The sequence below is a fragment of the Salegentibacter sp. BDJ18 genome, assembly GCF_017579965.1.
Classification (GTDB): Bacteria; Bacteroidota; Bacteroidia; order Flavobacteriales; family Flavobacteriaceae; genus Salegentibacter.
Genome location: NZ_JAFLQX010000019.1, coordinates 25319 through 52240, shown reverse-complemented (window position 1 = coordinate 52240; position 26922 = coordinate 25319). Strand labels below are relative to the sequence as shown.

The following is a 26922-nucleotide window of genomic DNA, read 5'->3' as shown; positions in this document are numbered from 1 at the left end:
TTCTTTACATTTGATCTAATATTCCTTAAATCAAAATTTGAAAAACTTATTTGCTGTATTCATTTTCCTTTTTTCAGTTGCACTTTGGTGTCAGGAAGATAATTCTCTATTGGTTAGTAAAAATACCTTTTCGTTTAGAGATGGTTATTTAATCTCCAGTCCCTTCCACTCTATCTACGATACCAACGGATGGCTATGGATTTTAGGCGAGAATAAACTTTCAAACGAATATATTTTAGGCGAACAGGAAATTATTATTCAACGTTTTGATGGGGCTAATTTCTTCACATTGAAATTACCTGATACTTTTAATGAAAAGATTAAAGAAGGCCATTTCTTTAAAAGTCAGGACCATGGACTTTATTTAAAATTATCTTACGAGGTTGCTCGAGCTGAATTATTTTATATCAACACAGAAACCTTAACGCTTAAAGCTGTCAAAGAATATAATAAGCTTAACGAAAACTTTTTATTTTCAAAAGCCTACACTACTGAAGATTCAAGCCCTATTGTTCTTACGTCAAATAATAAATTTTATAGTGCCACCCTTGATAAATTAAGTTTAAGGTTTATTGATTCTATTCCTTTTGAAAAACCGGTTGCTCAACCGGTTTTGGCTGATCCAATCACAATGGATGATTTTACCCTGATAAAACTACAAACCGAAAAAGAGGGCGTTTTTTTGAATAAAAAGGGAAAGTTCATAAAAAAAATAGCAGAAAGCGATTTTGAAGCCACAAATGGAATTAATTTTTATCCAACGATAATACAGCCCCCTTTTAAAGTCAGTGATGCCTTTTACACCTATATTGATAACTATAAGAATGCTTTCAAATTCAATAAAGAATTTAAAAAATTCTTAGAAATACCTCAATCTGATAGTGTTCTAAGCGGCAATAAAAAACTCCAGTTTACTTCAGGTTTCAACTATGCCTTTTCCACTGAAATTGATGGAGACTTCACAGCAATGGAGTTATATCGCCTTAAAGATTTTAAAAAGGAGTTATTTACTACAATTAAAGTAAAAAATATATCAGAAATTGCTTACAGGGATTTTGGAAAAGACCTGGTAATACTCGACGGAAACACCTTAGAATCCTATTCTTTTATTAAAAGTAAAATCAAAACCTTTTTAAAAGATAAAAGTATTCGTTCAATTAAAAAGCTAAAGGAAAACAAGTATATCATAGCCACAGATACGGAGGGGCTTTACAAGATCGACGTAAAAGAAAATACAGAAGAACGAATAAAAATTCTATCCGATGCTACCGAGCTAAACATTAATTACTCTCGGGGTATTTTCAATGGAAAAGACAACAATCTTATAATTGCGAACTCCGATTATCTATATACCCTGGATTCAAATTATGAGGTAATTCAGGACAAAACGATAAAAATATATAGTGGAATTATTATAAAACTAAAAGACACTCTATTTACGGCAGATCCAGGAGGTGGAATTTATAAATACAGTTTTAAAGAAAATAGTTATACTAAAATTGCAAAAACCGAGGATGTACAAGTAAAGGAATTTGCTACAGATGGTACCGCCCTCTTTGCAAACACTGCCCAGGGAATTTTTGAATACGAGAACGGCAACTTTAATACCTATACATTTGAAAATGTAGAAACAGATCACTTGCTATCTATAAACTATTTGCAAGATTATGGCATTCTGGTTTCCACAAAGTTCGGGGAGATTTATACATTCAATACCACAACTAAAAAATTAAATCTGCTTTATAAAGATGCATTAAATGCATCCATTGTTGGGATGGTTGCAGATGACAACGGAACCTTATGGTTAAATACCTATGCCGGGATTGTATCCTTAAATCCATCTTCAAAAAAAATAATTAGATATACTACAAAAGATGGCGTTTATGAGCTAGAAGGCAATAGGTTTAGCACCTATAAAGATGAACAAAATGGTAGTATTTTAATGGGAAGTAATAAAGGTCTTAGCTATTTTAAGCCAGATGAGTTAGTTGAAAATAATTTAAAAGCACAACCTCAATTTACGTCAATCTCATTTTTTAATTCAGAAAACGATCGCTGGGAAGTTAACACTTCTCCAGACTTTTTAAATAATACTCGTAAAATTGATTTGCCTTCAGAATACAGAAGATTTTCTGCAACACTCTCTGTTTTTGGACAGATAAACACTCAGGATATTAAGTACCGGTATCGCTTATTAAATATCGGAAGTAACTCAGACTGGTTTACCACCTACGCTGGTAAAGAAATTTTATTCGCAAATCTGGCAGCAGGAGTTTATAATTTAGAAGTTGAAGCCTACAGTGCCTCTAAAGAAAAGATAGGAGAAACGATAGTTCTAAAGGTAATTTCTAAAGAAGTTTTTTATAAAACCTGGTGGTTTATTTTATTGATTCTCCTTTTTGTTGTCATTTCTGTTCTGTTCCTATTTTATCAATATAAAGCAAAACAGAAATTATTTGCAAAAAATAAAATCGCATTGAACGAAGCCCAAATTAAAAATACTATGATGTTAGAAATTCATCATAGAATTAAGAATAATCTTCAAATTGTTTCCGGGCTATTAGGTTTGCAAATGGCAAACAGTAAAAATGAAGAATTAAAAGTAAAATTACAGGATAGCCAAAGCAGGATTGAGTCTATCGCCGGTATTCATAACCTGTTATATAATTCAAGCAACCAGGATCTTATTTCTGTTAAAGAAAATATAAAAAGCTGTGTTGCCTATTACAAAAAGCTTTTTCCTACTAATGTTACGTATCATCTAGATATAGACAGTTCTATTTTAAGCGTCACTCAAGCCACCCCTTTTTCACTTTTACTAAATGAACTAATAAATAACTCAAATAAACACGCTTTTCATCAAACGAAGAATCCCGAAATATTTATAAATTTTCAGCAGTGGGATAAAAAGTATGTATTTATATATTTTGACAATGGTAATTTTACCCAGCAGGCAACCCAGAAACAAACTATGGGTATGAAAATTATAGGAATGATGAATAGGCAACTGAAAGGAGAATTAAAGATTGAAAACACTACTAATTTTAAATTAACCTTACATTTTTCGAAAAATGAATAGCATAAAGATCTATATTTTAGAAGACGAAATAATAACCCAGGAGCTTCTAAAACAGACGTTGGAGGATTTAGGTTTTAAAATTTGTGGGATGGCAACAAATGCAGAAACCGCACTCGCCGAGATTGCCCTTTTAAAACCAGATATTGCTATTTTAGATATTAGAGTAGAAGGCCCGCAGACAGGGATATGGTTAGGGAACCAGTTAGATATTCCTCTCATCTATTTAACAGCTTTTAATGATGTAGACACCATAAAAAAAGCAATTGCTACAACACCAACAAGTTACCTGGTAAAACCCCTTAATAATAAGGATTTATATATTGCTGTTGAATTAGCTGTAAGTAAAATAAAAAATAAGGCGCAAATAATAGTAAAGGATAAAGACAAAAAAATCATCCTTTCTGAAGATCAGATTTTATATGCAAAAAAAGAAGATCAATATTTAATATTACATTTAAAAGATTCTGAAAAATTAATAAGGTCCAGTATTAAAGATTTTTTGGAACAAATGAATTCTCCATCATTTTTGCAAGTGCATCGTTCCTATGTAATCAATAAAGATTGTGTTACTGCATTTAATAGCAAAGAAATAATTATTAATAACAGCCGCATTCCCATATCAAAAAGCTATGCTAAAGAGATTTTAGAAGAAATTTCTTAATTATTATCCAGCCCTGGTTTTCACTTTTCATTTATCTATAGACGTTATTGACTATTATGCAGTAACCTTAGTTTTACTGCAATAAAGGTGTTTATAAGGGCACATAGATCATTACATTTTAAATCTTTACGTTTCCAAAATTTCGTAAAATTTAAATAGAATGTTATTTTTTCCTTAGATGACGTTAAAACATTTAGTCATTTCTTACAATAAATATAAATTGTAAGTATGGGAAAAAAGAAACTAAAAAGGTCCCTGGGATTATGGGACATATTAATGTTTGGGATTGGTGGTATTGTAGGTGCCGGTATTTATGCAATTATAGGAGAAGCAGCAGCGCTTGGCGGCAATATGCTTTGGCTAAGTTTTATTATAGCTGCAACAGTAGCTCTTTTAACGGGATTGTCTTACGCCGAATTTGTTAGTCGGTTCCCAGATTCCGGTGGGAGTTTTGAATATATTAAACAAAGCCTGGGTAAAAAGCCGGCTTTTTTTATGTCTATTTTTATGGTATTTACCGGTGTGGTAGCCGCCGCTGCTATAGCTATTAGCTTTGCCAGTTATTTAAATAGATTATGGGATTTCCCGGCATGGATAATTGTAATAGGCATAGTTGCGTTAATGGCTCTCTTCAATATTTTTGGCGCTAAATACAGTTCTTATTATAATTCGGTTGCTACTGTAATAACCCTGGCGGGACTTGCCGCCGTTATTGCAGTTTGTATTCCCGAGTTTGGCTCTACAGATCTCACCAAGCTTAATGATTCTGGCTGGAATGGAATTATAGCCGGTAGTGCTTTAATTTTCTTTAGTTATATAGGTTTCGAAGATCTGGTAAAAATGGCCGAAGAAACTAAAAATCCCGAAAAGAATATGCCCAAAGGGGTACTTCTAAGTGGTTTGGCTGTACTTATTTTGTATGTTCTAATTGCCATAAGTTCCGTAAGTGTATTAGATTGGCAGAAACTTGCAGAATCTGAAGGACCGCTGGCTGCTGTAATAGAAACTAAATGGGGCAGGCTTGGCGCTACAGGGCTGGTTGTAGTGGCTCTTTTTGCCACGAGCAAAACCATTTTAAGCAATATATTGGGAACTTCCAGATTACTTTATGATGTTGCCCGGGATAGCGGGGTAACCTGGTTAAAAAAATTTACAACTATATCAGGTATAGGAAATGCTCCAAATTACGCCATTATTGCCATCGCAATTTTAGCTATTGCCTTCGGACTGTTAGGAGATTTAAAAATGGTGGCCAGCATCAGTAATATTTTTATTTTTATTGTTTTTGGAATGGTGAATTTTTCATTATTAATGTTTCGTTATAAAAACAGAAAAAATAAGAAAAAAGCGCCTTTTCATATTCCTCTAAACGTAAATAATATTCCCATTCCTACGGTTATTGCCTTGCTTACCATCCTTATTTTATTCGGTTACAATCTATATAATCTTACCCAGGGAAATATGTAGTTGAAATTTTATAAAAATTAAAGATAGCTCCCGATATCAAATAGAAAATTTATGGGTTTTCTTTTTATTCAAAAACTTGCTTTTAATTGCATGTTCAAGTACAATAATGGCTGTTTGAATCATATTTTTCAGCTCAAAAAATTCCGGGTTATTATTCTTACATAGTTTTTCAAGTTTTTCATCTACAAATTTCAATTTCGATAATACTATCTGCTTTTCATTTTCTTCGGAAGTATAAAGCAAATTATAGCTCATGAGTCGATTTAGCTCTTTTTCGAAATTATTTAGAATATCATTTTCTTCTTTGCTTGCATCAATCTGAAGAATCACTTCCTGCTCACATTCCTCTAACGGAATTGAATCCAACTTTTCTACCACATTACCTGCGGCCTGGTGAGAGAATACAAGAGCTTCCAGCAAAGAATTTGAAGCCAACCGGTTGGCGCCATGCAAACCGGTGTGTGCACATTCTCCCGAGGCATAAAGTTTATTAATGCTGGTTCTGGAAAATTTATCTACCTGAATTCCACCGCACTGGTAATGAGCGGCTGGTACAATAGGGAGAAGATCTTTTTTAAAATCTATTCCTTCGTCCAGGCAATATTGTACAATGGTTGGAAAATGACTTTTGAAAGCTTCTGCTTCAAGGTGGCGGCAATCAAGAAATACCGATTCTTTACCCGATTGTTGCAGCTCTTTCATAATCGCTTCAGAAACTATATCGCGGGTTGCCAGTTCTCCGTTAGCATCATATTTAAAAAGGAATCTATTTCCGGCACTGTCAATTACATATGCTCCAAAACCTCTAACCGCTTCAGAAATAAGGAACAAAGAATGCTGGTTTTTAGTATAAAGGGCTGTGGGATGAAATTGAATAAAATTCATGTTTAATATTTCTGCGCTAGCTCTGTACGCCATTGCAATTCCATCTCCTGTTGCAACTGAAGGATTTGTAGTATTTTGAAATATTCTTCCACTTCCGCCGGTGGCCAAAAATGTAACGCGAGAGCTGATGCTTACCACTTCAGCCTTTTGCCTGTCTATCGCCCTTACTCCTATGCAGGTTGTAGTAGATTCTTCTTTTTTCAAAATTAAATCGGTCACAAAATAATGATCGCAAAAAATAATATTTGAATAAGATGCTGCTTTTTGAAGCAATTTAGTCTCCATTTCCTTCCCGGTAAGATCCTGGTGATGAACAATTCGTTTTTGTGAATGTCCGCCTTCCAGTCCCAGTTCAAGTTCTCCCAGTTCATTTGCGTCAAAGCTGGTCCCCCAGTTAATAAGTTCGTACAATCTCTCCGGGGCCTGAGAAATTACCAATTTTACGACTTCGGGATCATTTATGCCTTTGCCGGCTTTCATGGTGTCCTCTATATGTTGTTCAAAACTATCCCTTATTTTATCGAGAACTACCGCAATCCCACCTTGCGCCTTAGTAGTATTCCCAACGTCATTATTACTTTTTGTTAGCACGTGAATAATGGCATCTGGTTTTGCTGCAGCTACCTTAATTGCAAATGATAACCCGGCAATTCCTGAACCTATAACTAAAACATCTGTTTTCATAATTTACAGTTCCATCATACGTTTTATTGGCCTGTGAGCAGCTTTCATCAGGCTTTCTGCCAGTACTATTTCGGGCGATTCATCCTTTAAACAGTTGTATAATTTTTGTAGCGTGTTCATTTTCATAAAAGCACATTCACTGCAGGCACAGCTATTATCTTCTTTTGCCGGTGCCGGAATCAAGGTTTTATCAGGTACATCCATTTGCATTTGATGTAGAATTCCTGCTTCGGTAGCTACAATAAAAGTATCCTGATCACTGGATTTTACGAAATTGAGCATTCCCGAAGTTGACCCTATGTAATTTGCAATTTTAAGAATATGTTCTTCTGATTCCGGATGAGCTATAATTTTAGCCGAAGGATACTTTGCGTACAATTCCAGCAATTTATCTATAGAAAAAGCTTCATGAACAATACACGCGCCATCCCAGAGTAACATTTTCCTGCCGGTTTTTTCTATTAAATACCGGCCAAGATTCTTATCGGGTGCAAAAATGATTGGTTTATCTAAAGGAATGGAATTTATCACTCTTTCGGCATTAGAGGAGGTACAAACCACATCACTCATTGCCTTAATTTCAGCAGAACAATTAATATAAGTGACCACCACGTGATCGGGATACTTATCTTTTAATTGCTGAAAAGCTTCAGGAGGACAACTTTCAGCTAAAGAACAACCCGCGTTAAGATCGGGTAAAAGAACTTTTTTAGACGGATTCAGGATTTTGGCAGTTTCAGCCATAAAATGTACGCCGGCAAAAACAATAATATCAGCATTTGTGGTAGCAGCTTTTTTGGCCAGCTCCAGACTATCTCCGACAAAATCAGCGATCTCCTGGATTTCCGGTTCCTGATAATAATGAGCCAGGATAACGGCATTTTTCGTGTTTTTTAATATTGAAATTTCTTCTTGTGGTGATAATTTATTTTCCGTTAACACACTCATTATGATGGTTTTTAGAGAAAAAAGAATTCAGAATCTTTTGAAAATCTATTCTTCTGAAACTTTCAGATGAATATAATTGAATTAAGCTACCTCACAGCAAACTTAGGCACTCACCGTAAACGGTTAATAAATTTGCAAAGTAAACCCCGATGCATTTAATCTCGATTATAGAGTAAAATTAATAGGATTTTATTCTGCGATTTATGACCCTAATCAGAAAAAAGGAATTTCTTATCGTTTCTGAATTTTTCTATTGTGAAAAATTCAGTTATTACAGCTATTTATACAAATTTTGCAATGTGATTGCGATCATAAATTTGTGTATGCCTTAAAATCTTTCTTTGTAAAAATTAAATTTTACAAAAATGAATGATACGATTGATACTTCTAAACTAGCTGCAGGACACCCGGTAAGTGTATATTTTCAGGAACAAGAATTGATAAAATTACTTACTGAAGAACTAAAAAATACAGATCCCACGGCTGAATATCAAAAGTTCTATAATATTTTCAATCAGTTGCAATCTATAGAAAGACGTTTTGAGAGAAAAGAGAACCAACTATTTCCTTTCCTGGAACAAAAAGGATGGAACGGCCCGTCACAGGGAATGTGGTCTTTTCACGACACTTTAAGAGAGCAATTTAGATTATTGAGGAAAAAAATTGAAGCAAGGGAAATAGAAGAAATAGACCAGGACGTACAATATCTTATCAGCGGAATTTTTAGATTGTTATTAATTGAAGAAACAACATTATTTCCAAACGCTCTAAAAATACTAACAGAAGAAGATTGGACCAAAGTACGTGTGGGAGAAGAAGAAATAGGTTGGATGCTACCGCAGGTTCCACCAGCCTTTCCTAATAAGGAATATATACATCCCAGCCGGGATTTCACCAAAAGAGAGCTTTCATTTTCGTTAGAGAATACCGCCCATTACGATGAGGGTTATATGACGGTTGACCAGGTAAACCTGCTTCTTAAAACTATGCCGTTAGACCTTACTTATGTAGATGAAAATGACAAAGTGATATTTTACAATCGTGGAGAAGAACGCGTATTTCCTAGAAGTGCGGGTATTATTGGCCGGGAAGTAAAATTTTGTCATCCTCCAAAAAGTGTAGGTACTGTTTTAAAAATTCTGGAAGAATTTAGAAAAGGAACAAAAAGTGAATCATCTTTTTGGATCAATTTTAAAGGTCGGCTTATCTACATTAGGTACTTTGCTGTTCGTGATGCACAGAAAAACTATAAAGGTGTAATTGAAATGTCTCAGGATATTACTGATATTAAAAATATAGAAGGGGAAAAACGCCTATTGGATTGGGATTAAAAATTAGGTAATCACTAAGTAATTAAAAGAATACCCAGAAAGAAACTAGGAAACAAGATAGCAGCCGCTTTTTTTTGATAATTTTAAAAACCTTTACTTTGCTAAAATCGATTTCCTGACCTTTTAAATATATCATGATGAAATATGCTCCCAATTTTAAGACTTTACTTCCCCTGTTCCTTTTAATTATCGCTCCTTTGGTGAACCAGGCTCAAGAACAGGAATATTATGAACTCAAGGTTTATGAATTCGAAAACCACGATCAGGTAGAAAAGACCGAAAATTACCTTCAAAACGCACTACTCCCCGGCTTAAAGGATTTAGGAGTGAAAAATATTGGTGTTTTCAAACCCAAGGCCGACAGCCTAAATAAACTGTATGTGTTGATTCCTTATACTTCTTTAGAGGAATTTGCGTCAAAAAATAAAGCCTTTCAGAATTCAGAAGTTTTTCAGCAAAAAGATGGTGATTATATATCGGGTTCAAATGATAATCCACCTTATAAAAGGATGAGTACCATTTTGCTAAAAGCATTTAAAGATATGCCGGTAATGAAACCTTCAGCAATTGAGGGGCCAAAAAAAGACCGGGTTTATGAACTAAGAAGTTATCAATCCTCAACCGAAGCTTTGCTGAAGAATAAGATAAAAATGTTTAATGAAGGAGGGGAAATAAAGCTTTTTGATGAATTGGATTTTAATGCTGTATTTTATGGTGAAGTGATAGCAGGGCCCCATATGCCAAATCTTATGTACCTCACAACATTTAGCGACCAGGAATCAAGAGATGAGCACTGGGAAAGCTTTGGCAACTCACCCGTATGGAAGAAAATGGAAGCTATTCCCGAATACCAAGGCAATGTTTCTAAAATAGATATTCACTATTTATATCCTACCGATTATTCTGATTATTAGTAAAAAATTATAGTCCAGAAAGTAACACATAAACTCTGGATAATTTGAAATATTTTTTAAATGAGCCCGGTAACTTATCAGGCTCATTTTTTTTGTAGCTTTTTCTCTATCAAAAATAAACTACCTCGAACCAAGCTCCCGAAGCTCTTATAGGGAAACATTGATTAAATTTCGAGATAAAGCCTAGAACATTTAAATCTCGACTCTTAATTAAACTTTTAACAAATTCTAAAAATAATCGGTAATAATAAAAATACTAAGCCACCCTTCAAATTATTAGATTTCACTAAAAATCATTATAAACTTCAAATAATACCGATTTTTTATTTATAAGCGGCTATTTTTCTTAATTCCGTTTTTCTACGCAGAAAATTCAATTCAATACGTATTAATACGTATTTTTATTTAAATTTGAATTAAACTTACGTAGTTATGAAGAAAATAGTTGTAGTAGGAAACGGGATGGTTGGTTATAAATTTTGTGAAAAACTGGTAGCCAGATCTGATAGAGAAAACTATCAAATAGAGGTGTTTGGGGAAGAACCGAGTCCGGCTTACGATCGTGTTCACCTTAGCGAATATTTTTCTGAGAAAGGAAAAGATGAATTACTTCTGGCGTCCACAAGCTGGTATAAAGATCATGGAATTAAACTACGTACTTCTTCGCTTATTTCAGAAATTAATACCAAAGAAAAGGAAGTTATCACCTATAAAGGCGAAAAAATAAGCTACGATTATCTTGTACTTGCCACGGGTTCTTCTCCATTTATTCCGCCTATAAAAGGTTCAGAAAAAGCCGGGGTTTTTGTGTATCGTACTACAGAAGATCTAGATGCAATAAAAACCTATGCAAAAAAACTTCAGAAAAGCAATAAATCTAAAGCCACCGTATTAGGCGGCGGACTTTTAGGCCTGGAAGCGGCAAATGCAGCCAAAGAACTTGGTCTTGAAACCAGCGTGGTAGAATTTGCACCCCGTTTAATGCCAAGACAATTAGACGAAGCTGGTAGTAATACCCTTATTCGTAAAATAGAAAGTTTAGGTATAAAAATTTTAACCAATAAAGCTACTTCAGAAATTAGCGGTAAAGATGAAATTGATGCACTTACGTTTTCCGATGGCTCCAGGCACGAGACCAATATGCTTATTATTTCTGCCGGAATTAGGCCCCGGGATGAACTTGCAAAATCTGGAGGACTTAAAACTGGCGAGCGCGGTGGCATATTTGTTAATAATAAGATGGAAACTTCAGCAACAAACGTTTATGCCATTGGGGAGGCTGCGCTTTATAATAACGCTATCTACGGTCTTGTTGCGCCGGGATATAATATGGCTGAGGTTGCCGTTTCTCAAATTTGTGGGGGCGATAAAACTATGGCCGCTCATATAGATATGTCTACCCAGCTAAAATTAATTGGCACCGATGTGGCAAGTTTTGGCGATCCATTTATTGAAAATGAAGAAGCTTCTGCTATTACGTATGAAAACAAACAAAGTGGAATTTACAAACGTATCAACGTAACCCGTGATGGCACAAAACTGCTTGGTGGAATTTTAGTTGGCGATACTTCAGATTATCAAAATCTATTTCAGATATACATCAACGCAATGAAACTCCCCAATAACCCCGAGGATCTTATTTTGGGAAACCGCGGGGGCGAAAACTCAAGCCTTGGTTCGGTAACCGAGTTACCAGATTCTGCACAAATTTGCTCCTGCGAAGCTATTTCAAAAGGAGATATTTGTAAACCACTGGAAGCTGGAGAATGCTGTTCTATGGAAGATGTGGTGGCCAAAACAAAAGCATCTACAGGCTGTGGCGGTTGCAAACCTATGGTAACAGATCTCTTTAATGCTACCATGAAATCCCTTGGAAAAGAAGTAAAAGAGGTGATTTGCGAACATTTTGATTTTAACCGACAGGAACTTTTTGATTTGGTAAAAATCAATAAAGTCAAAGATTTTGATGAAGCATTAAATCTTTTCGGAAAAGGACATGGCTGCGAAAAATGTAAGCCAGTTCTGGCTTCAATTTTTGCGAGTATTACTATGGAAACTGCCAATAAACAGGTGACTATCCAGGATAGTAATGATAAATTTTTAGCCAATATTCAGCGAAATGGAACTTATTCTATCGTTCCACGCATTCCGGGCGGAGAAATTACCCCCGATAAATTAATGACTATAGGCGCCGTAGCCAAGAAATTTGACCTTTATACAAAAATTACCGGTGGGCAACGAATAGATCTTTTTGGCGCCGAATTGCATCAGCTGCCTGAAATATGGAAAGAATTAATTGATGCCGGTTTTGAGAGCGGCCACGCCTATGGAAAATCGCTAAGAACCGTTAAAAGTTGCGTGGGTTCTACCTGGTGCCGCTTTGGGATGCATGAAAGCGTAAGTTTCGCCATTCAAATTGAAGAACGCTATCGCGGTTTACGTTCTCCTCATAAATTAAAAGGTGGTGTTTCGGGCTGTATTAGGGAATGTGCTGAAGCTCGCGGAAAAGATTTTGGAATTATTGCTGTAGAATCTGGCTGGAATTTATACGTATGCGGAAATGGAGGCGCCACCCCAAAACACGCAATTTTACTCGCTGAAGGCTTAGACGATGAAACCACTATAAAATACCTTGATAGATTTTTGATGTATTACATACGTACCGCCGCGCCACTTATGCGAACTGCGCCCTGGTTGGAGAAATTAGACGGTGGAATTGCACATCTAAAAAAAGTAGTAGTTGAAGATTCTTTAGGAATTGCCGAAGATCTTGAAAAAGAAATGCAGAGTCTAATAACCAATTACGAATGCGAATGGAAGCAGGCAATTGAAGATCCTGAAATGATGAAGCGTTTTAAACACTTTGTCAATTCAGATGAAGGTGATGATAATATTAGTTATGTCCCGCTTCGAGACCAAAAAATGCCTAAGGCCTGGACTTAAATTTTCCTTTTTCAAATCAACTTCTAATTTCAAACTTTAAAAGCCATGCAAGAATTATTAGCTCAGTATCAAAGTGTATCTGCACCAGAAGTGCTCAAATGGGTGAATGTTGGAGAAGCCAAAGATTTCCCCGAAAATGGCGGCGCCTGTATAAAATATAAAAACAAGCAAATTGCGGTATTTAATTTTACCCGGGAATCCACATGGTATGCCTGCCAAAATCTTTGTCCGCATAAATTGGAAATGGTTCTTTCCCGCGGAATGATAGGCGATAAAGAGGGAATTCCCAAAGTGGCCTGCCCTATGCACAAAAAAACATTTTCCTTAAAAGACGGGAATAATCTTAATGGTGAAGATTACAAAATTGCAGTCTATCCGGTAAAAATTGAAGCAGAAAATGTCTATATTGGTTTTATAGATTAAGATACCTCCCAATGAGTAAATTCCAGGAAGCCATACAACGTATAGACAATAAAAATGCTGAAGATCCTAATTTGGAATTAGCAAACGGAAAAGAATTTCCGAAAGAATTATTGTATTCACAACGAATGACAGATAAGTTACTGGACTTTCATCCGCAAGCTTCCGAAGAATTACAAATTGCAGTACGTGCGCAGCATATCTGTCGGTGGACAGTTCCACGAGACACCTATCCCAAAAATAGAATTGGATATTTAAAATGGCGCGAAGGACTCAAAAAAACCCACGCTAAAATTACAGATGAAATTTTGGAAGAAGTGGGTTATGATAAAGATTTTCGGGATCGGGTTTCATTTTTAATCAAGAAAAAGCAGATTAAAAAAGACGAAGGTTCTCAAATTATGGAAGATGTGGTGTGCCTGGTTTTTCTTGAACATTATTTTGAAAATTTTGCGGCAAAACATAATGATGATAAAATAATAGACATTGTAAAGAAAACCTGGGCTAAAATGTCTCCTGAAGGGCATAAAGCCGCCCTAAAACTTCCCCTCTCTGCACATAGTGAAACTTTAATACAAGAAGCTTTAAAATAAATAATGGCGTCACATAGCTCTCTAGACCAACATACCTTTATAAAACTTAGAAAGCTATATATTCTGGCCCTAACAGCCATTGCACTTTCGGTAATTATAAGTCAGTTATTTATCGGTAAATTCCTTGAAGAACAGGAAGGAGATTCTAAACTTATCAATATCTCGGGTCGCCAAAGAATGTTGAGCCAAAAGCTCACCAAAGAGAGCCTTTTACTTCTTGAAACCGTAAGCATAAACGAGCGCAAAAAAATTGCCCAAAACCTCGAAGAAAGCCTTACTCGCTGGACTCATTCTCATGAAGTTTTAAAACATGGGAGCGACAGTTTAAATATCGCTTCAGCACAGAGTGATGAAATTGAAGAAAAATTCAGTAAAATTCAGCCTTATTATGAGAGAATTAGGGCAGCATCGCAAAGTTTACTGCTGAAAATAGATGAAAATCCGGGACGTCCTGTAGAAGATTTTTCAGCTGAAATCACTGAAATCAAAGAAAACGAAGCCGATTTTCTTGGTCTTATGGAGGCTATCGTAAACCAATATGATGAAGAAGCACATACCCGGGTGGAACAATTACAAAACCTGGAATTATTTTTAACAATTTTTACGCTGTCAATTTTATTACTTGAATTTTTCTTCATCTTCTTACCAACAGCTAAAGGGGTTAAAAACAATATTAAAAACCTGATGCACGCAGAATCCCGGGCCGTAAAAATGGCGCGTGATGCAGATGCCATAAGCGAAGCTCGTGAAAAATCGGTGAAAGAATTACGTGCACTTGGCCAGGCAATGGATCAAATTTTACTTTTTGCCCGAATTACTCCAAATGGCGATGTTTTGCATATAGGCGATCGGTTTTCGAAGCTATTTCAGTATAAAAAATTTAATATGGAGACTAAATTTTCTGAAATTTTATCACCCAAAGAAAATGAACAACTCAATATTGAAAAACTCATTTCAGCTCATAAAAGATCGGGCTGGCAGGGGGAAGTAAAAGCTACTACCAAAGACAAAAAAGATATTTGGCTTGAATTATCTATCGTTCCTTTTCAACCCGAAAAAGATAAAACCGAACTTACCATTATTGGCGTAGATATTACCAAAAATAAAGAAGCCCAGCTAAAAATAGAAGAACTTACAAGAAAGAGTTACGAAGAAAAAATGCGGCAACAGGGTTTAATTGCTAAAAAAATCATTGAAAACCAGGAAAACGAGCAGAACCGAATTGCAAAAGATATTCACGACGGAATTGGCCAAATGCTAACCGGACTTAAATATAACCTTGAAAGCATAGATTTTAAATATCCCGAAAAAGCCGAAAGCAAAATTGAAAGTTTAAAAGAATTAAGTACAAGAATTATTCAGGGAGTTCGCGCTGCTACTTTCAATCTCACCCCACCGGAACTCACAGACCATGGAATTGTACCGGCGCTTCAAAAACTCACAGAAGAACTTTCAAAACTCACGGGGAAAAATATTATTTTATTCAATAAAACAGGGTTTTCACAGCGCCTGGGAAATATTACTGAAATTAACCTTTATCGCATTACGCAGGAAGCCGTAAATAATGCCATAAAATATGCCGAATCTACCCATATTATTGTAAGTGTAAGCCATAGCAAAGAAATTTTAAGTATTAGTATTGAGGATAATGGTAAAGGTTTTGACCAGGAAAGTATTGCTTCAGAAAAAAGCGGCAATCGTGGGATGGGACTTACTTTTATGAAAGAACGTGTAAAATTTATAGACAGCCGATTGTTTATTAATTCCTCTCCCGGGGAAGGCACACGGGTAACGCTGAATCTTCCCCTAAAACAAGATTAGACTTCTATTTAAAAATGCGTATTTTCGTACGTATAAAACACAAATATGATGGGTAATACCAAAATTCTTTTAGCCGATGATCACGAACTGGTACGCGATGGTATTATTGCCTTACTGGAAAATGAAGAAAACCTAAGTGTGGTGAATGAAGCAGCGAATGGTAAAAAAGCCCTTGAAATTATTGAGAAAGAGGCTCCCGATTTACTAATCGTTGATATTAGAATGCCCGAGCTAAACGGGATTGAAGTAGTGAAAAGAGTAAAAAAAGATTTTCCTGAAGTAAAAACATTGGTTCTTTCCATGCACGATTCTACCGAATACGTAGTACAATGCGTAGAAGCCGGCGCAGATGGTTATTTACTTAAAGGCTCCAGCAAAGAAGAATTTCTTAAAGCCATTAATAAGATTGCCGACGGTGGAAAATATTTTAGTGGCGATATTTCTGCAATAATTGTGAACAATTTTGTGAATGGAAATTCGGAAAAGCCTTTAGACACAAGTTCCCAAAAACAGGATCCTGCACTTAATATTCTCACTAAAAGAGAGAAACAAATCCTGGAACTTATTTTAGAAGGAAAAAATAACCAAGAAATTGGCGATGAGCTTAAAATAAGTAAACGAACTGCAGAAGCTCACCGCTTTAATTTGATGAAAAAATTAGAAGTAAAAAACCTTATGGAACTTACTCATAAATCCAGGGAGCTAAAATTAATTTAAGGAAATTCCCCTCTCCAAATAATTATCCCGAAATTTAAACTTCTTTACTGTTCTCACCTCCAGGAACACTTCTATTACCTGAAGATTAATATTTTAAACATCCTATTTTTAAAAATTTATAATTCTAAAGGCTCTATTTTTTAATTTTCGTATTAATTCATCTTAACTTATTTTTTTAAGTATTTATACTTATTTTTAAATCATAAAACTAAGTATTATGAATGATGTGATCACTGGTAAAGCAACAAAATTAGATTTAAGAAATTTAAAAAGTATTCCAATAAGGACTTTTTGGATTTCGGCATTTGCCTTTTTTATCTGTTTTTTTTCCTGGTTTGGAATAGTGCCTTTTATGCCCCAGGTAGAAAAAGATTTAGGCCTTAGCCCCTCCCAAAAATGGAACGCTATTATCCTCGCGGTATCAGGTACAGTCTTTGCCCGCCTGTTAATTGGTAAGTTATGTGATAAATACGGTCCCAGGCTCTGCTATACCTGGTTATTAATTTTAGGAGCCATTCCCACCATACTCTGCGGCCAGGTACAAACGCCATTTCAATTTCAACTTTGTCGCTTATGTATGGGGTTCATAGGAGCTTCGTTTGTAATTACGCAAGTACATACTTCTTTAATGTTTGCTTCTAACGTAGTAGGCACGGCCAATGCAACCTCAGCCGGTTGGGGCAACCTGGGTGGAGGCGCAAACAGGTTAGGAATGCCTTTAATTGCTACTGGTCTTGTTGCTTTTGGAGTTGCAGAAACCGAAGTTTGGCGTTATGCAATGATTGTGGCAGGACTTGTATGCTTCAGTATGGGCTTTGTCTATTATTTCTTCACACAAGATACCCCGGAAGGAAATTTTTCAGACCTAAAAAAATCGGGAAAAAGAATTCCGGTTAAGAAAGATCAAAATGGATTTTTAACCGCTATCAAGGATTATCGCGTCTGGATACTCTTTGTAGTTTACGGTGTGTGTTTTGGTATAGAGCTTACGGTTTACGGTACCATGGACAGCTATTTACAAGATACTTTTAACCTGGAGCGCGTAACAGCAGGAAACATTATTTTAGGCTTTGCCCTTATGAATCTTTTTGCCAGGACCCTGGGTGGATATTTTGGCGATAAATCGGGAGAAAAAGGCGGATTAAAAGGCCGGGTATTCTTTCTCACCCTAATTCTAATTGCTGAAGGTATTATACTTTCGCTATTCTCCATGGCCGGCAGCCTTATTATAGCCATTCTTCTCCTTACTGCATTCAGTTTGGCGGTGCAAATGGCTGAGGGCGCTACTTTCGCCGTGGTGCCTTTTATCAATAAAAAAGCTATAGGCTCTATCTCGGGAATCGTAGGTGCCGGCGGAAATGTAGGAGCATTTTTCGCAGCTTTGTTCCTAAAAATTAAATCGGTTGCTGCCGAAGAAGCAGCAATTGCGGCTAACCAAGGCCGAAATAATGAAATTGTAGAAGCAGCAAGGGCTTCGGCATCTTCAGCAGCCATTTCAGACGCATTTCTTTGGATTGGTTTTAGTATTCTGGCCGCAGGTCTTATTAGTTTAGCCATTCGGTTTTCTAAGGAAGATGAAAAAGAAGCTGCATTAGAATTAAGGCACCAAAACGCTTAAAAATCCTATAATAATCACCTCTGTTTAATAAGGATTTAGCAGAAATAATCCATTCTTTTAATAAATTATAAGCGCTTAGTAACCAGCGTTTAAGTATATTTTGTCGCTGAGTTTATGAAAAAAATACAACAAGAAGAATTTAAAACCACCTGCTCTTATTGCGGCGTAGGCTGTGGTATTATAGCCCAAAAAAGCTTCGATAACAAAATTACGATTAAAGGTGATAAAGACCATCCCGTAAACCGCGGAATGCTTTGTTCTAAAGGGATGAACCTTGATTATGTTGCGAACAATGTTTCTGACAGGATTATGCATCCCGAAATGCGTTGGAGCAAATCCCATCCACGCGAACGGGTAAGCTGGGACACGGGACTTGATCGCGCTGCCCGCGTCTTCAAAACCCTTATCCAAAAATATGGACCTGATAGTGTGGGATTCTACGTTTCGGGACAATGCCTTACAGAGGAATATTACATTGCGAATAAACTCACTAAAGGTTTTCTGGGTACAAATAATATTGATACCAATTCCCGTTTATGTATGAGCTCGGCAGTAGTGGCTTATAAAAAAACTTTCGGGGAAGATTCAGTGCCGGTTTCTTACGATGATATTGAACTGGCCGATTGTTTTTTAATCGCCGGTGCAAACCCTGCCTGGTGCCATCCTATTCTCTTTAGAAGACTTGAAAAGCATAAAGAAGAAAACCCCGATGAAGTAAAAGTGATTGTGGTAGACCCACGTAGAACCGATTCAGCACGTTTCGCCGACCTTCACCTACAACTTATACCCGGCACCGATATTATTCTCTTTAATGCTATTGGCCGCCGCTTAATTGAACGAGGTTATATCGATAAAAAATTTATAAAAGCGCATACTGAAAATTTCCCGGATTATAAAAAACAGGCCTATTCCCTTTCTCTTAAAAAAGCAGCTAAAGAATGTGGCGTTCCTGTAGAAGAAATTAAAGAAGCAGCTGAATTGATAGGTCGCTCTAAAGGCTTTATTAGTATGTGGGCTATGGGGCTTAATCAAAGTTCTGTGGGAACCGATAAAAATTTTGCACTGCTTAACCTTTCTCTCATAACCGGAAAAGTTGGAAAACCCGGTAATGGTCCTTTTTCTCTTACTGGGCAACCAAATGCCATGGGTGGCCGGGAAGTTGGCGGAATGGCGAGTTTGTTAGCAGTTCATAAAAATTTAAATAACCCTGATCACAGGCAGGAAGTAGCTGATTTTTGGGGAGTGGATAAAATTTCAGAAAAACCGGGATATACAGCAACTGAAATGTTTGATGCCCTCGAAAGCGGAAAATTAAAAGCGGTTTGGATTGCCTGTACAAATCCAATGGTGAGCCTGCCTGATGTTCGCAAAGCTGAAGCAGCACTGAAAAAAGCCAAATTTGTGGTGGTTCAGGAAATCTCGCATAAGTCTGACACCCTGGAATATGCCGATTTGGTATTACCTGCCGCGGGCTGGATGGAAAAAGAAGGCACAATGACCAATTCTGAAAGACGAATTTCTTATCTACCAAAGGCCCTCACCCCACCCGGAGAAGCCCGCGCCGATGTGGAAATTTTTTGTGATTTCGCGCAAAGAATGGGCTTTTCTGAATTTAACTATAATTCTACAGAAGAAATTTACGCGGAATATTGCGAAATGACTAAAGGTACCAATATTGATATTTCCCATCTTAATTATGATCGTCTCAAAAACGAAGGGAGTATTCAATGGCCAGTACCTGAATATCGCCATCCCGGCACTAAGAGGCTATTTGAAGACCACCAATTTTACACCGTATCTAAAAAAGCGATTTTTAATATTCCAGTTTCAATCAATAACACCTCTACACAACCCGATGAAGAATTCCCATTAATCCTTACAACGGGAAGAGTTCGGGATCAATGGCATAGTATGACCAAAACCGGAAAAGTTTCCCGACTTCGAACCCATTATTCTTCCCCCGTATTAGAGATAAATCCGGTAGATGGGATTAAGAATTTCATCAAAAATGGCGAAGTCGTGGAAGTAGAAAGTGAAAATGGAAATGTTAGGCTACGCGCAAAAATCACCAAAGACGTAAGACCTGGCGTTTTGTTTTTACCAATGCATTGGGGTAAACAATTAAAAAGTGACCTCAACCGCGCGAATAACCTTACTTTTAATCACGTTGATCCGCAATCGAAAGAACCCGATTTCAAATTTACCAGGGTTTCGGTTTCAAAATATAAAAAACCGGTAGAAAAAATAATTATTATCGGTGCAGGAGCTGCTGCATTCAGGTTTGTTCAAAATTATCGGGACCATAATAGTGATGATGAGTTGCACGTATTTTCAGAAGAAGCAGATCCGTTTTACAATCGTGTTTTACTACCAGAATATGTTACAGAGGAACTCAGCTGGGAAAAACTTTTAAAAATTAAGGAAGTTGAATTGGGAAAATTAAATCTTCAACTTCATAAAGCCTGTACTATTTCCAAAATAGATAAAAACGAAAAATCGGTAACAGACCACCGGGGGAATAAACATCATTTTGATAAATTGATTATTGCTACAGGTAGTCGGGCATTTGTTCCAAAAGATGCTCAACTGGATTCTCCAGGAAGATTTACCATGAGAAGTAAAGCAGATGCCGATGAATTTAAAACCTACTTGGAAAATACCGGTTTACCCCCAGAAGAACAACATGTGGTGATTGTGGGCGGTGGCTTGCTTGGCTTAGAGCTCGCGGCTGCATTGCAAAAAGAACATGTAAATATTACCATAGTACAACGATCATCCCGCCTTATGGAGCGCCAGCTTGATATACTCTCTAGCAGGCTCCTGGCCAGGGATGTTCAGGAACGTGGAATTAATATTTATTTTGATAACGAAGTAAGTACTGTTTTTGATGATGAAGAAAATCCCGGAGAATTAACTATTAGTCTCAAAAGTGGGAAAGTCCTTAATGCACACGCCATTGCCTATGCCATTGGCACACGGCCAAATATTGAAATTGCTAAGGAAAGCGGTCTCACTTGTGGGAGAGGCGTAAAGGTTAACGAGCATTTACAAACCTCTAATCCAGATATATTTGCAATTGGTGAAATTGCTGAGTATAAAGGTCAGTTATTTGGTATCACTTCTGCCGCCGAAGAGCAAGCCGCGGTTCTTTCTAACTTTTTAGCTGGTGATGTTGGCAGTATTTACAGGGGCTCGGTACTAATGAATATCCTGAAATTTAAAAACCTGGACCTCTGTAGTGTGGGAGATATAAATGTACCCGAGAACGACCCTGCTTACGAGGAAATTGTATTTACCGATGTTAGTAAGCGATATTATAAAAAATGCATTGTAAAAAATGACCTGCTTGTTGGTGCCATTTTAATGGGTGATAAAAATGAATTTGCTCAATTTAAAACGCTTATAGAAAGTAAAATGGAACTGGCAGATAAGCGCGATACTCTATTACGTGGTTCAGGAAACAGTAAACCGGTAAAGGGAAAACTTGTATGCTCATGCAGCCAGGTTGGTGCCGGAAACTTACAGGAAGCCATTAAAAATGGAAATAAAGATTTTACAACACTTTGCAAAGAAACCGGTGCCGGGTTAGGCTGCGGAAGTTGTAAAACCGAAGTTAGGGAACTTTTGGTGGCCGGGTAGTTTTCGCATAGCTCTGGCTTCAGTTTAAATTAATTAGAATATTTATGAAAAAATCATTCACAAGAATAATTATAAAAGGAGGAGTTTTATCACCTGCAGAATTAAAGGAAATTGTAGAATTAGCTGAGGCATCGGGTTCAGATTCTATTTCGCTGGGGTCCCGCCAGGATATTTTGATTACCAAAGATGTTGAAGTTGAAAATTTTTCTGCTGAAAATAAATATCAAATAATTCCGCCAAAAACTGAGGGAGCTGAAAATATAGTTTCTTCTTATGTAGCTTCAGATATTTTTTCGGGAACACCTTGGCTTACCGGAGACCGTTATTTATATGTGCTGGAACAATTTAGAATTCCTCCAAATTTAAAAGTAAATATTACAGATCCTAAACAACGCCTGGTCCCATTATTTACCGGTCATCTAAATTTTATAGCATCAGAACACGAAGATTATTGGTACCTGTACATCAGGCTACCAGAATGGCAAAAAATGCAGGTATATCCTGCGCTTATTTATACCTGGGACGTGGGAGAAATTGTTTATGGAATTGAAGAATTGCTCCAGGAAGAACCAGAGGAGGTAGAGATGATTTTCAATTTGCTAAGTGATTCTCTTGAAACCAATAATAGAACAATTGATAAATCTCTGGAAATCCCATATCAACCTTTTCCGTATTACGAGGGAATGAATAAGATTGGAATGGATAATTATTGGCTGGGACTATATTGGCGAAATAATAAATATTACACCAGTTTTCTCAAAGAAATGTGTGATTTATGCGCTGAGTCTAAAATTGGAAAAATTTCAATTACCCCCTGGAAATCTTTGATTGTAAAAGGAATCCCAATAAACACCAAACTTGAATGGGAGAAATTTCTGGGAAAAAACGGAATTAATGTGAGGCATTCTATGTTAGAGCTAAATTGGCATATTCCGGTAGATAACGAAGAAGCCGCAAACCTAAAAAAATACCTGGTTTCAAATTTTGATCAAAAGGATATTAGCACCTATGGATTGACTTTCGGGATTTTTGATTCAACCAAAAAAAGCAACTATTTTACTGCTGTGGTAATTGAAAAAAATCAAGCACCAGAAATTCTAAATGAGATTGGAGTACGTGACACCTATAATTTACTTTATGCTCAAAATTTTGATCCTAATACCCGTAATTATGTGATTCATGTTCAGGATGTGGACAAAGTTGAATTGCCCGGTTTGCTCATAGAATTAAGTAAAATGTACTTTAGCCAATTGGGTGAGAAAGAAGAAAAGGCCAGAAAGATACCAGAATCAAAACCAGAGAAAGAGAAATTGAAAAAAGAAATCTGGCAATGTGCGGCCTGTCTCAGTATTTACGAAGCAAAGTTTGGTGATATTACGCAAAAAATACCAGCCGGCACCAGCTTTGACCAACTTCCCGAAACATACGTTTGTTCACTTTGCGAAGCCCCAAAGTCAGCATTTGAAAAACGTATTCAGGAAAAGCTTAGTTAAATATCAACTATAATTATGCAGTTTGGGGTAAATTGAGGTAATTAAGATTCTGAAAGATAAATTCATCAATTTCTGTATTATTCACTCCTGTTTTATAAGCCTCACATTCCTTAACCACTTCCCCCATAATTATAATGGCCGGGGTTCCTATTTTATATTTTTTTACCAGGGTTTCAATATTGGCCATATTTCCGGCAACGAGCTTTTGATCTTCTCGCGTACCGTTTTGTACTATTGCAATTGGTAGGTCTGCTTTAGCTTCTTTTTTATATAAAGCTACAATTTGGGCGAGTTTACTCACTCCCATCAAAATCACCACCGTTGCAGAAGTTTTAGCTGCCAGGGCCACATCTTTAGAAAGTTTATGCCCTGAAGTAGTTCCGGTAATTACCCAAAAACTTTCGGCTATATGTCTCTTTGTAACAGGAATTCCTACAGAAGCCGGAACCGAAATAGCTGAAGAAATTCCAGGAATTACTTCTACTTCGACCCCGTGTGCACAGGCATATTTTTTTTCTTCGCTCCCGCGTCCAAATACAAATGGGTCTCCTCCTTTTAAGCGTACTACACTCCCATTTTCTTTGGCGAATTTTACGATAAGTTCGTTTATCTGATCCTGGGTATAAGCGTGACACCCTTTCCTCTTTCCTACAAAAATTTTTATAGCCCCGGGTGCGTGTTCCAGAATTTCAGGATTTACCAATGCGTCATAAAGTATTACACCTGCATTATTCAGCACTTTTATCGCTTTTAAAGTCAGCAAGTCTGGATCTCCAGGACCAGCCCCAACGATAGTACATTTTGGGATATTGATTAGTGTTTTCATTTCAATTACGATTAATCTTAATTCTAATTCTTAGAAAACACAATTTATAAAACCCTTCTTAAAACTAAGTATTTTTACGTAAAAAATAGATGAAAGGAGAGTGTTTTTATGAGCTTAGTAATTTTGCGGACTAAAATTTAAATTATAGTATTTTGATCAAAAAAATAATAAGAAAGCTTCAATAAATAGCTTTCTGTATATTCAAAATAAATGAATCAAAGCGCTTAATAATTTAATTTTAATATAAAAACGAACTCTTTTTTATCCATAAGAACTTATAAAACTTGATTTAAATAAGATTTACTCGATAATTGAGACTAAATGCTCCGAGGATTGCATGGAAATCAATAACAATGCTTCGTGAGCTTGCTTTGAAGTTATTTACTTACTTTAAAAATTCAATTAATATCCTGTTTAAAAATTTATTATTTTTAATAGCTTGTACTACTTATAAGTTTTGGTGATTTAAGGTATTTAGCTTTTTATTTATTCAGAAATATTTGATATTTAGTACTTAGAATTATCAGAAAATTAAACCGAAAATCTATCCCTACTCCAACTATGTTTAAAAATAAACCCTACCATTTCCTCTTAATAGAAGACAATGATGGAGATTATTATTTAATCTCTGAGTATTTAAAAGAAAAATTACCAGAGCATTCTCTAACCCGGTATAGTAAATTTTCAGCTTTAAAGGAGAACGAGTTAAGTGCAGAATATGATGCTATTCTACTAGATCTTAACCTTCCCGATAATAAAGGAAATAACCTGGTAAACACCGTTTGCCATCTTTTTACTGAAATTCCTATTATTGTATTAACGGGAGAAGTTTTTGAAGAATTTGCGCTAGATGCTATTTCTTTAGGTGCTTCAGACTATTTAATTAAGGACAATCTAAACCCTGATATTTTATACAAAAGTATACTTTACAGTGTAGAGCGAAAAGCAAATTTGCAATTGCTAAAAAAATCGCAACAACTATATTTTGATTTATTTGAGTTTAATCCCCAACCTACCTGGGTCTACGATTTGGAGACCTTACAGTTTTTAGATGTAAACGAGAAGGCTATAAATCATTATGGATATTCTAAGGAGGAATTCTTAAATATGACTATAAAAGATATTAGGCCAAAAGAACAAATTCCAAATATGGAGGCTTCTTTACGCGATTTTAAAGCTGAAAAAAAGTTGGCGGGGAATAGAATTTTTATCCATTTAAAACGAAATGGTTCAGAGATCCAGGTGAAGATTGATAGTAAAATAATTACTTATATGAATCGAAGAGCCGCAATAATTGTGGCTACAGATATAACGGAAGAAATTGAACACCAGAAAATAATTGAAAAACAAAACGAAGAATTAAAGAATATTACCTGGATCCAGTCTCATTTAGTTAGGGCGCCGGTGGCCAAAATTCTAAGTATTGTAAAAGAAACTTCCTGGGAAGAGCTAAATAAGGATGAGCGTAATTTTTTATTTAAAGGTTTAAATGAATCAGCTACTGAATTAGACGGAATTACCCGGCAAATAATTGGGAAATCTGAAGCTATTCTTCAGTTATAAGAGAAATTAAATAAGGTATGGATGAAGAAAACCTGGCTATTCTTTGTTTGATTTATTAACCAATTTAGCATACCACTTAGAAAAGGCCAAACTGCTTAGACCGTGAATTAACGTAGAGGCCATTACCACTAAGCTAGTAATAATCCAGGCAGTGTCATCTTTAGTTTTTTCTAAAGTTACAATAGCATAATAAAGCGCAGCTACACCAATAGGGCCAAACCAGCCAATTAATAGCTGATCTTTAAACTTAGATTTAAATTGAGGAGTTAGCCTAAGAAATAAAAGAAAACTGGGAATTCTTCGGAATAAAATTATAACAAAAATGATGCTTACTGAGGTCCATATTCCTAATTCAATCCAATCTTTCCAGGGCAGAAGTAAACCAAAAATAAAGAAAACCGGGATAGTAAAAACGCGATCCATAGACTCCTGAACGCGTTCCTCCTGGATGGTTTCGTTTTGAGAAATTTCAGAAGAAAACGCAAAACCTCCTATAAAAACGCTAAAAATTCCATTCATACCTAAAGCGTTAAAACCAGATAATAGCAAGAATGCAAGCGCCAGAGAAAAAGGCAATACTGCTTTATTAGACATCCAGCCTTTCCCGTGGGACTTATGCATTAGTTTCCCAAATAATTTCCCCAAAACATATGCTACAAAACCACATAGAACCGTAGCAAAAAGGAATTCTTTTAAAACCCAGTTTTGTAAATTTTGCGCGGGAAATATTAAAGCGAAAACTAATAGAATTAACGGATAGACCAAACCATCATTCACCCCAGATTCAAATGAAATTGTATTTCTTATCCTTGCCGGTAAAAACCTCTTTGCATTTTCACCAGATACCATTGTAGATGCCACCACGGGATCTGTAGGAGTTATTATTGCTCCTATAAGGCAGCTTTCTGGTAACGATAAAGGCAACAACCAAAATAAAAGTAAAGAACTACATAAAAACATTCCTAAAATTCCAAAGACAATAACCATAGATTGTGTTTTGAAATGCTTCCTAAAGTAGTTAGAAGGGATTCGTAATGCTGTAGCCATAAGAGCAACTGCCATGGTAAATTCTGTAGCGGTTTTAAGAATATCCAAAGATTTACTATTCTCCAGGGAAATTAAGTTGAATAAATTGGGGCCAAGGATCACTCCAAAAATTAATGCAATTAAGGGATCGGTTATATAATGATTCTCCAGCTTTTTATAAAAAGTGCCAGATAAAATAATTAAAGCACTAATGGTAAAGATTAATAACATATTGCACGGCTTAGTTGCTGCAGTTTATACTATTATAATTTCTATCTTATAACTAAGTTATCA

The 26922-nt window shown here is 36.1% G+C and carries 18 protein-coding genes; 14 read left to right on the top strand and 4 right to left on the bottom strand.

The features are described 5' to 3' along the window. The first annotated feature begins 37 nt into the window (after positions 1-37). The 3 genes from J0871_RS10890 to J0871_RS10880 all read left to right on the top strand — a co-directional run bounded on the left by J0871_RS10890 (position 38) and on the right by J0871_RS10880 (position 5207). Complete coding sequence (locus tag J0871_RS10890; protein WP_208225245.1) at positions 38-3079, top strand: sensor histidine kinase; 3042 nt, start codon at positions 38-40, stop codon at positions 3077-3079. Further along, the gene (locus J0871_RS10885) at positions 3072-3740 is read left to right on the top strand and encodes a response regulator transcription factor (RefSeq protein ID WP_208225244.1); all 669 of its coding nucleotides are present in this window, start codon (positions 3072-3074) and stop codon (positions 3738-3740) included. Before J0871_RS10890 ends, J0871_RS10885 begins: the two co-directional genes overlap by 8 nt. A 228-nt stretch (positions 3741-3968) precedes the next feature. Next, positions 3969-5207, top strand: coding sequence for an APC family permease (locus J0871_RS10880; protein ID WP_208225243.1), 1239 nt, complete (start codon positions 3969-3971; stop codon positions 5205-5207). A 36-nt stretch (positions 5208-5243) separates the two neighbouring features. Here the strand turns inward: J0871_RS10880 and nadB are convergent, their stop codons facing one another. Both nadB and nadA read right to left on the bottom strand, forming a co-directional pair. Next, positions 5244-6776, bottom strand: coding sequence for an L-aspartate oxidase (gene nadB / locus J0871_RS10875; protein WP_208225242.1), 1533 nt, complete (start codon positions 6774-6776; stop codon positions 5244-5246). Between the two features lie 3 nt (positions 6777-6779). Then, complete coding sequence (gene nadA / locus J0871_RS10870; protein ID WP_093305608.1) at positions 6780-7724, bottom strand: quinolinate synthase NadA; 945 nt, start codon at positions 7722-7724, stop codon at positions 6780-6782. A 365-nt stretch (positions 7725-8089) separates the two neighbouring features. Here nadA and J0871_RS10865 point away from each other — a divergent pair, with 365 nt between their 5' ends. From J0871_RS10865 to J0871_RS10820, 10 genes are all read left to right on the top strand, one after another. Further along, the gene (locus tag J0871_RS10865) at positions 8090-9055 is read left to right on the top strand and encodes a PAS domain-containing protein (protein WP_093305609.1); all 966 of its coding nucleotides are present in this window, start codon (positions 8090-8092) and stop codon (positions 9053-9055) included. 137 nt (positions 9056-9192) lie between these two features. Beyond that, entirely contained in the window at positions 9193-9969 is a 777-nt protein-coding gene (locus J0871_RS10860) for an NIPSNAP family protein (protein ID WP_093305622.1), read from the top strand. A gap of 432 nt (positions 9970-10401) precedes the next feature. Then, a complete protein-coding gene (gene nirB, locus J0871_RS10855) occupies positions 10402-12912 on the top strand; it encodes a nitrite reductase large subunit NirB (RefSeq protein WP_208225241.1) in 2511 nt (836 codons plus the stop codon). A 45-nt stretch (positions 12913-12957) separates the two neighbouring features. After that, on the top strand, positions 12958-13335 hold the full coding sequence (gene nirD / locus J0871_RS10850; protein WP_208225240.1) for a nitrite reductase small subunit NirD: 378 nt from the start codon (positions 12958-12960) through the stop codon (positions 13333-13335). An 11-nt stretch (positions 13336-13346) separates the two neighbouring features. Next, entirely contained in the window at positions 13347-13925 is a 579-nt protein-coding gene (locus tag J0871_RS10845) for a DUF4202 domain-containing protein (protein ID WP_208225239.1), read from the top strand. Between the two features lie 3 nt (positions 13926-13928). Next, the gene (locus J0871_RS10840; protein ID WP_208225238.1) at positions 13929-15746 is read left to right on the top strand and encodes an ATP-binding protein; all 1818 of its coding nucleotides are present in this window, start codon (positions 13929-13931) and stop codon (positions 15744-15746) included. Between the two features lie 48 nt (positions 15747-15794). Beyond that, entirely contained in the window at positions 15795-16463 is a 669-nt protein-coding gene (locus J0871_RS10835; protein ID WP_208225237.1) for a response regulator transcription factor, read from the top strand. 217 nt (positions 16464-16680) lie between these two features. Next, positions 16681-18081 carry an MFS transporter gene (locus J0871_RS10830; protein WP_208225236.1) on the top strand — a complete coding sequence of 467 codons (1401 nt, stop codon included), beginning with the start codon at positions 16681-16683 and terminating at the stop codon, positions 18079-18081. 114 nt (positions 18082-18195) lie between these two features. Beyond that, complete coding sequence (locus tag J0871_RS10825) at positions 18196-21720, top strand: nitrate reductase (RefSeq protein ID WP_243870468.1); 3525 nt, start codon at positions 18196-18198, stop codon at positions 21718-21720. A gap of 44 nt (positions 21721-21764) precedes the next feature. Further along, positions 21765-23213, top strand: coding sequence for a rubredoxin (locus J0871_RS10820; protein WP_208225235.1), 1449 nt, complete (start codon positions 21765-21767; stop codon positions 23211-23213). A gap of 13 nt (positions 23214-23226) precedes the next feature. On the opposite strand, the gene cobA is transcribed toward J0871_RS10820, so the two are convergent. Then, positions 23227-24039 carry a uroporphyrinogen-III C-methyltransferase gene (cobA, locus tag J0871_RS10815; RefSeq protein WP_208225234.1) on the bottom strand — a complete coding sequence of 271 codons (813 nt, stop codon included), beginning with the start codon at positions 24037-24039 and terminating at the stop codon, positions 23227-23229. 561 nt (positions 24040-24600) lie between these two features. On the opposite strand from cobA, the gene J0871_RS10810 reads away from it, so the two are divergent. Beyond that, a complete protein-coding gene (locus J0871_RS10810; protein ID WP_208225233.1) occupies positions 24601-25602 on the top strand; it encodes a PAS domain S-box protein in 1002 nt (333 codons plus the stop codon). A 36-nt stretch (positions 25603-25638) separates the two neighbouring features. Here the strand turns inward: J0871_RS10810 and J0871_RS10805 are convergent, their stop codons facing one another. Further along, a complete protein-coding gene (locus J0871_RS10805) occupies positions 25639-26859 on the bottom strand; it encodes a cation:proton antiporter (RefSeq protein ID WP_208225232.1) in 1221 nt (406 codons plus the stop codon). Positions 26860-26922 lie beyond the last annotated feature (63 nt).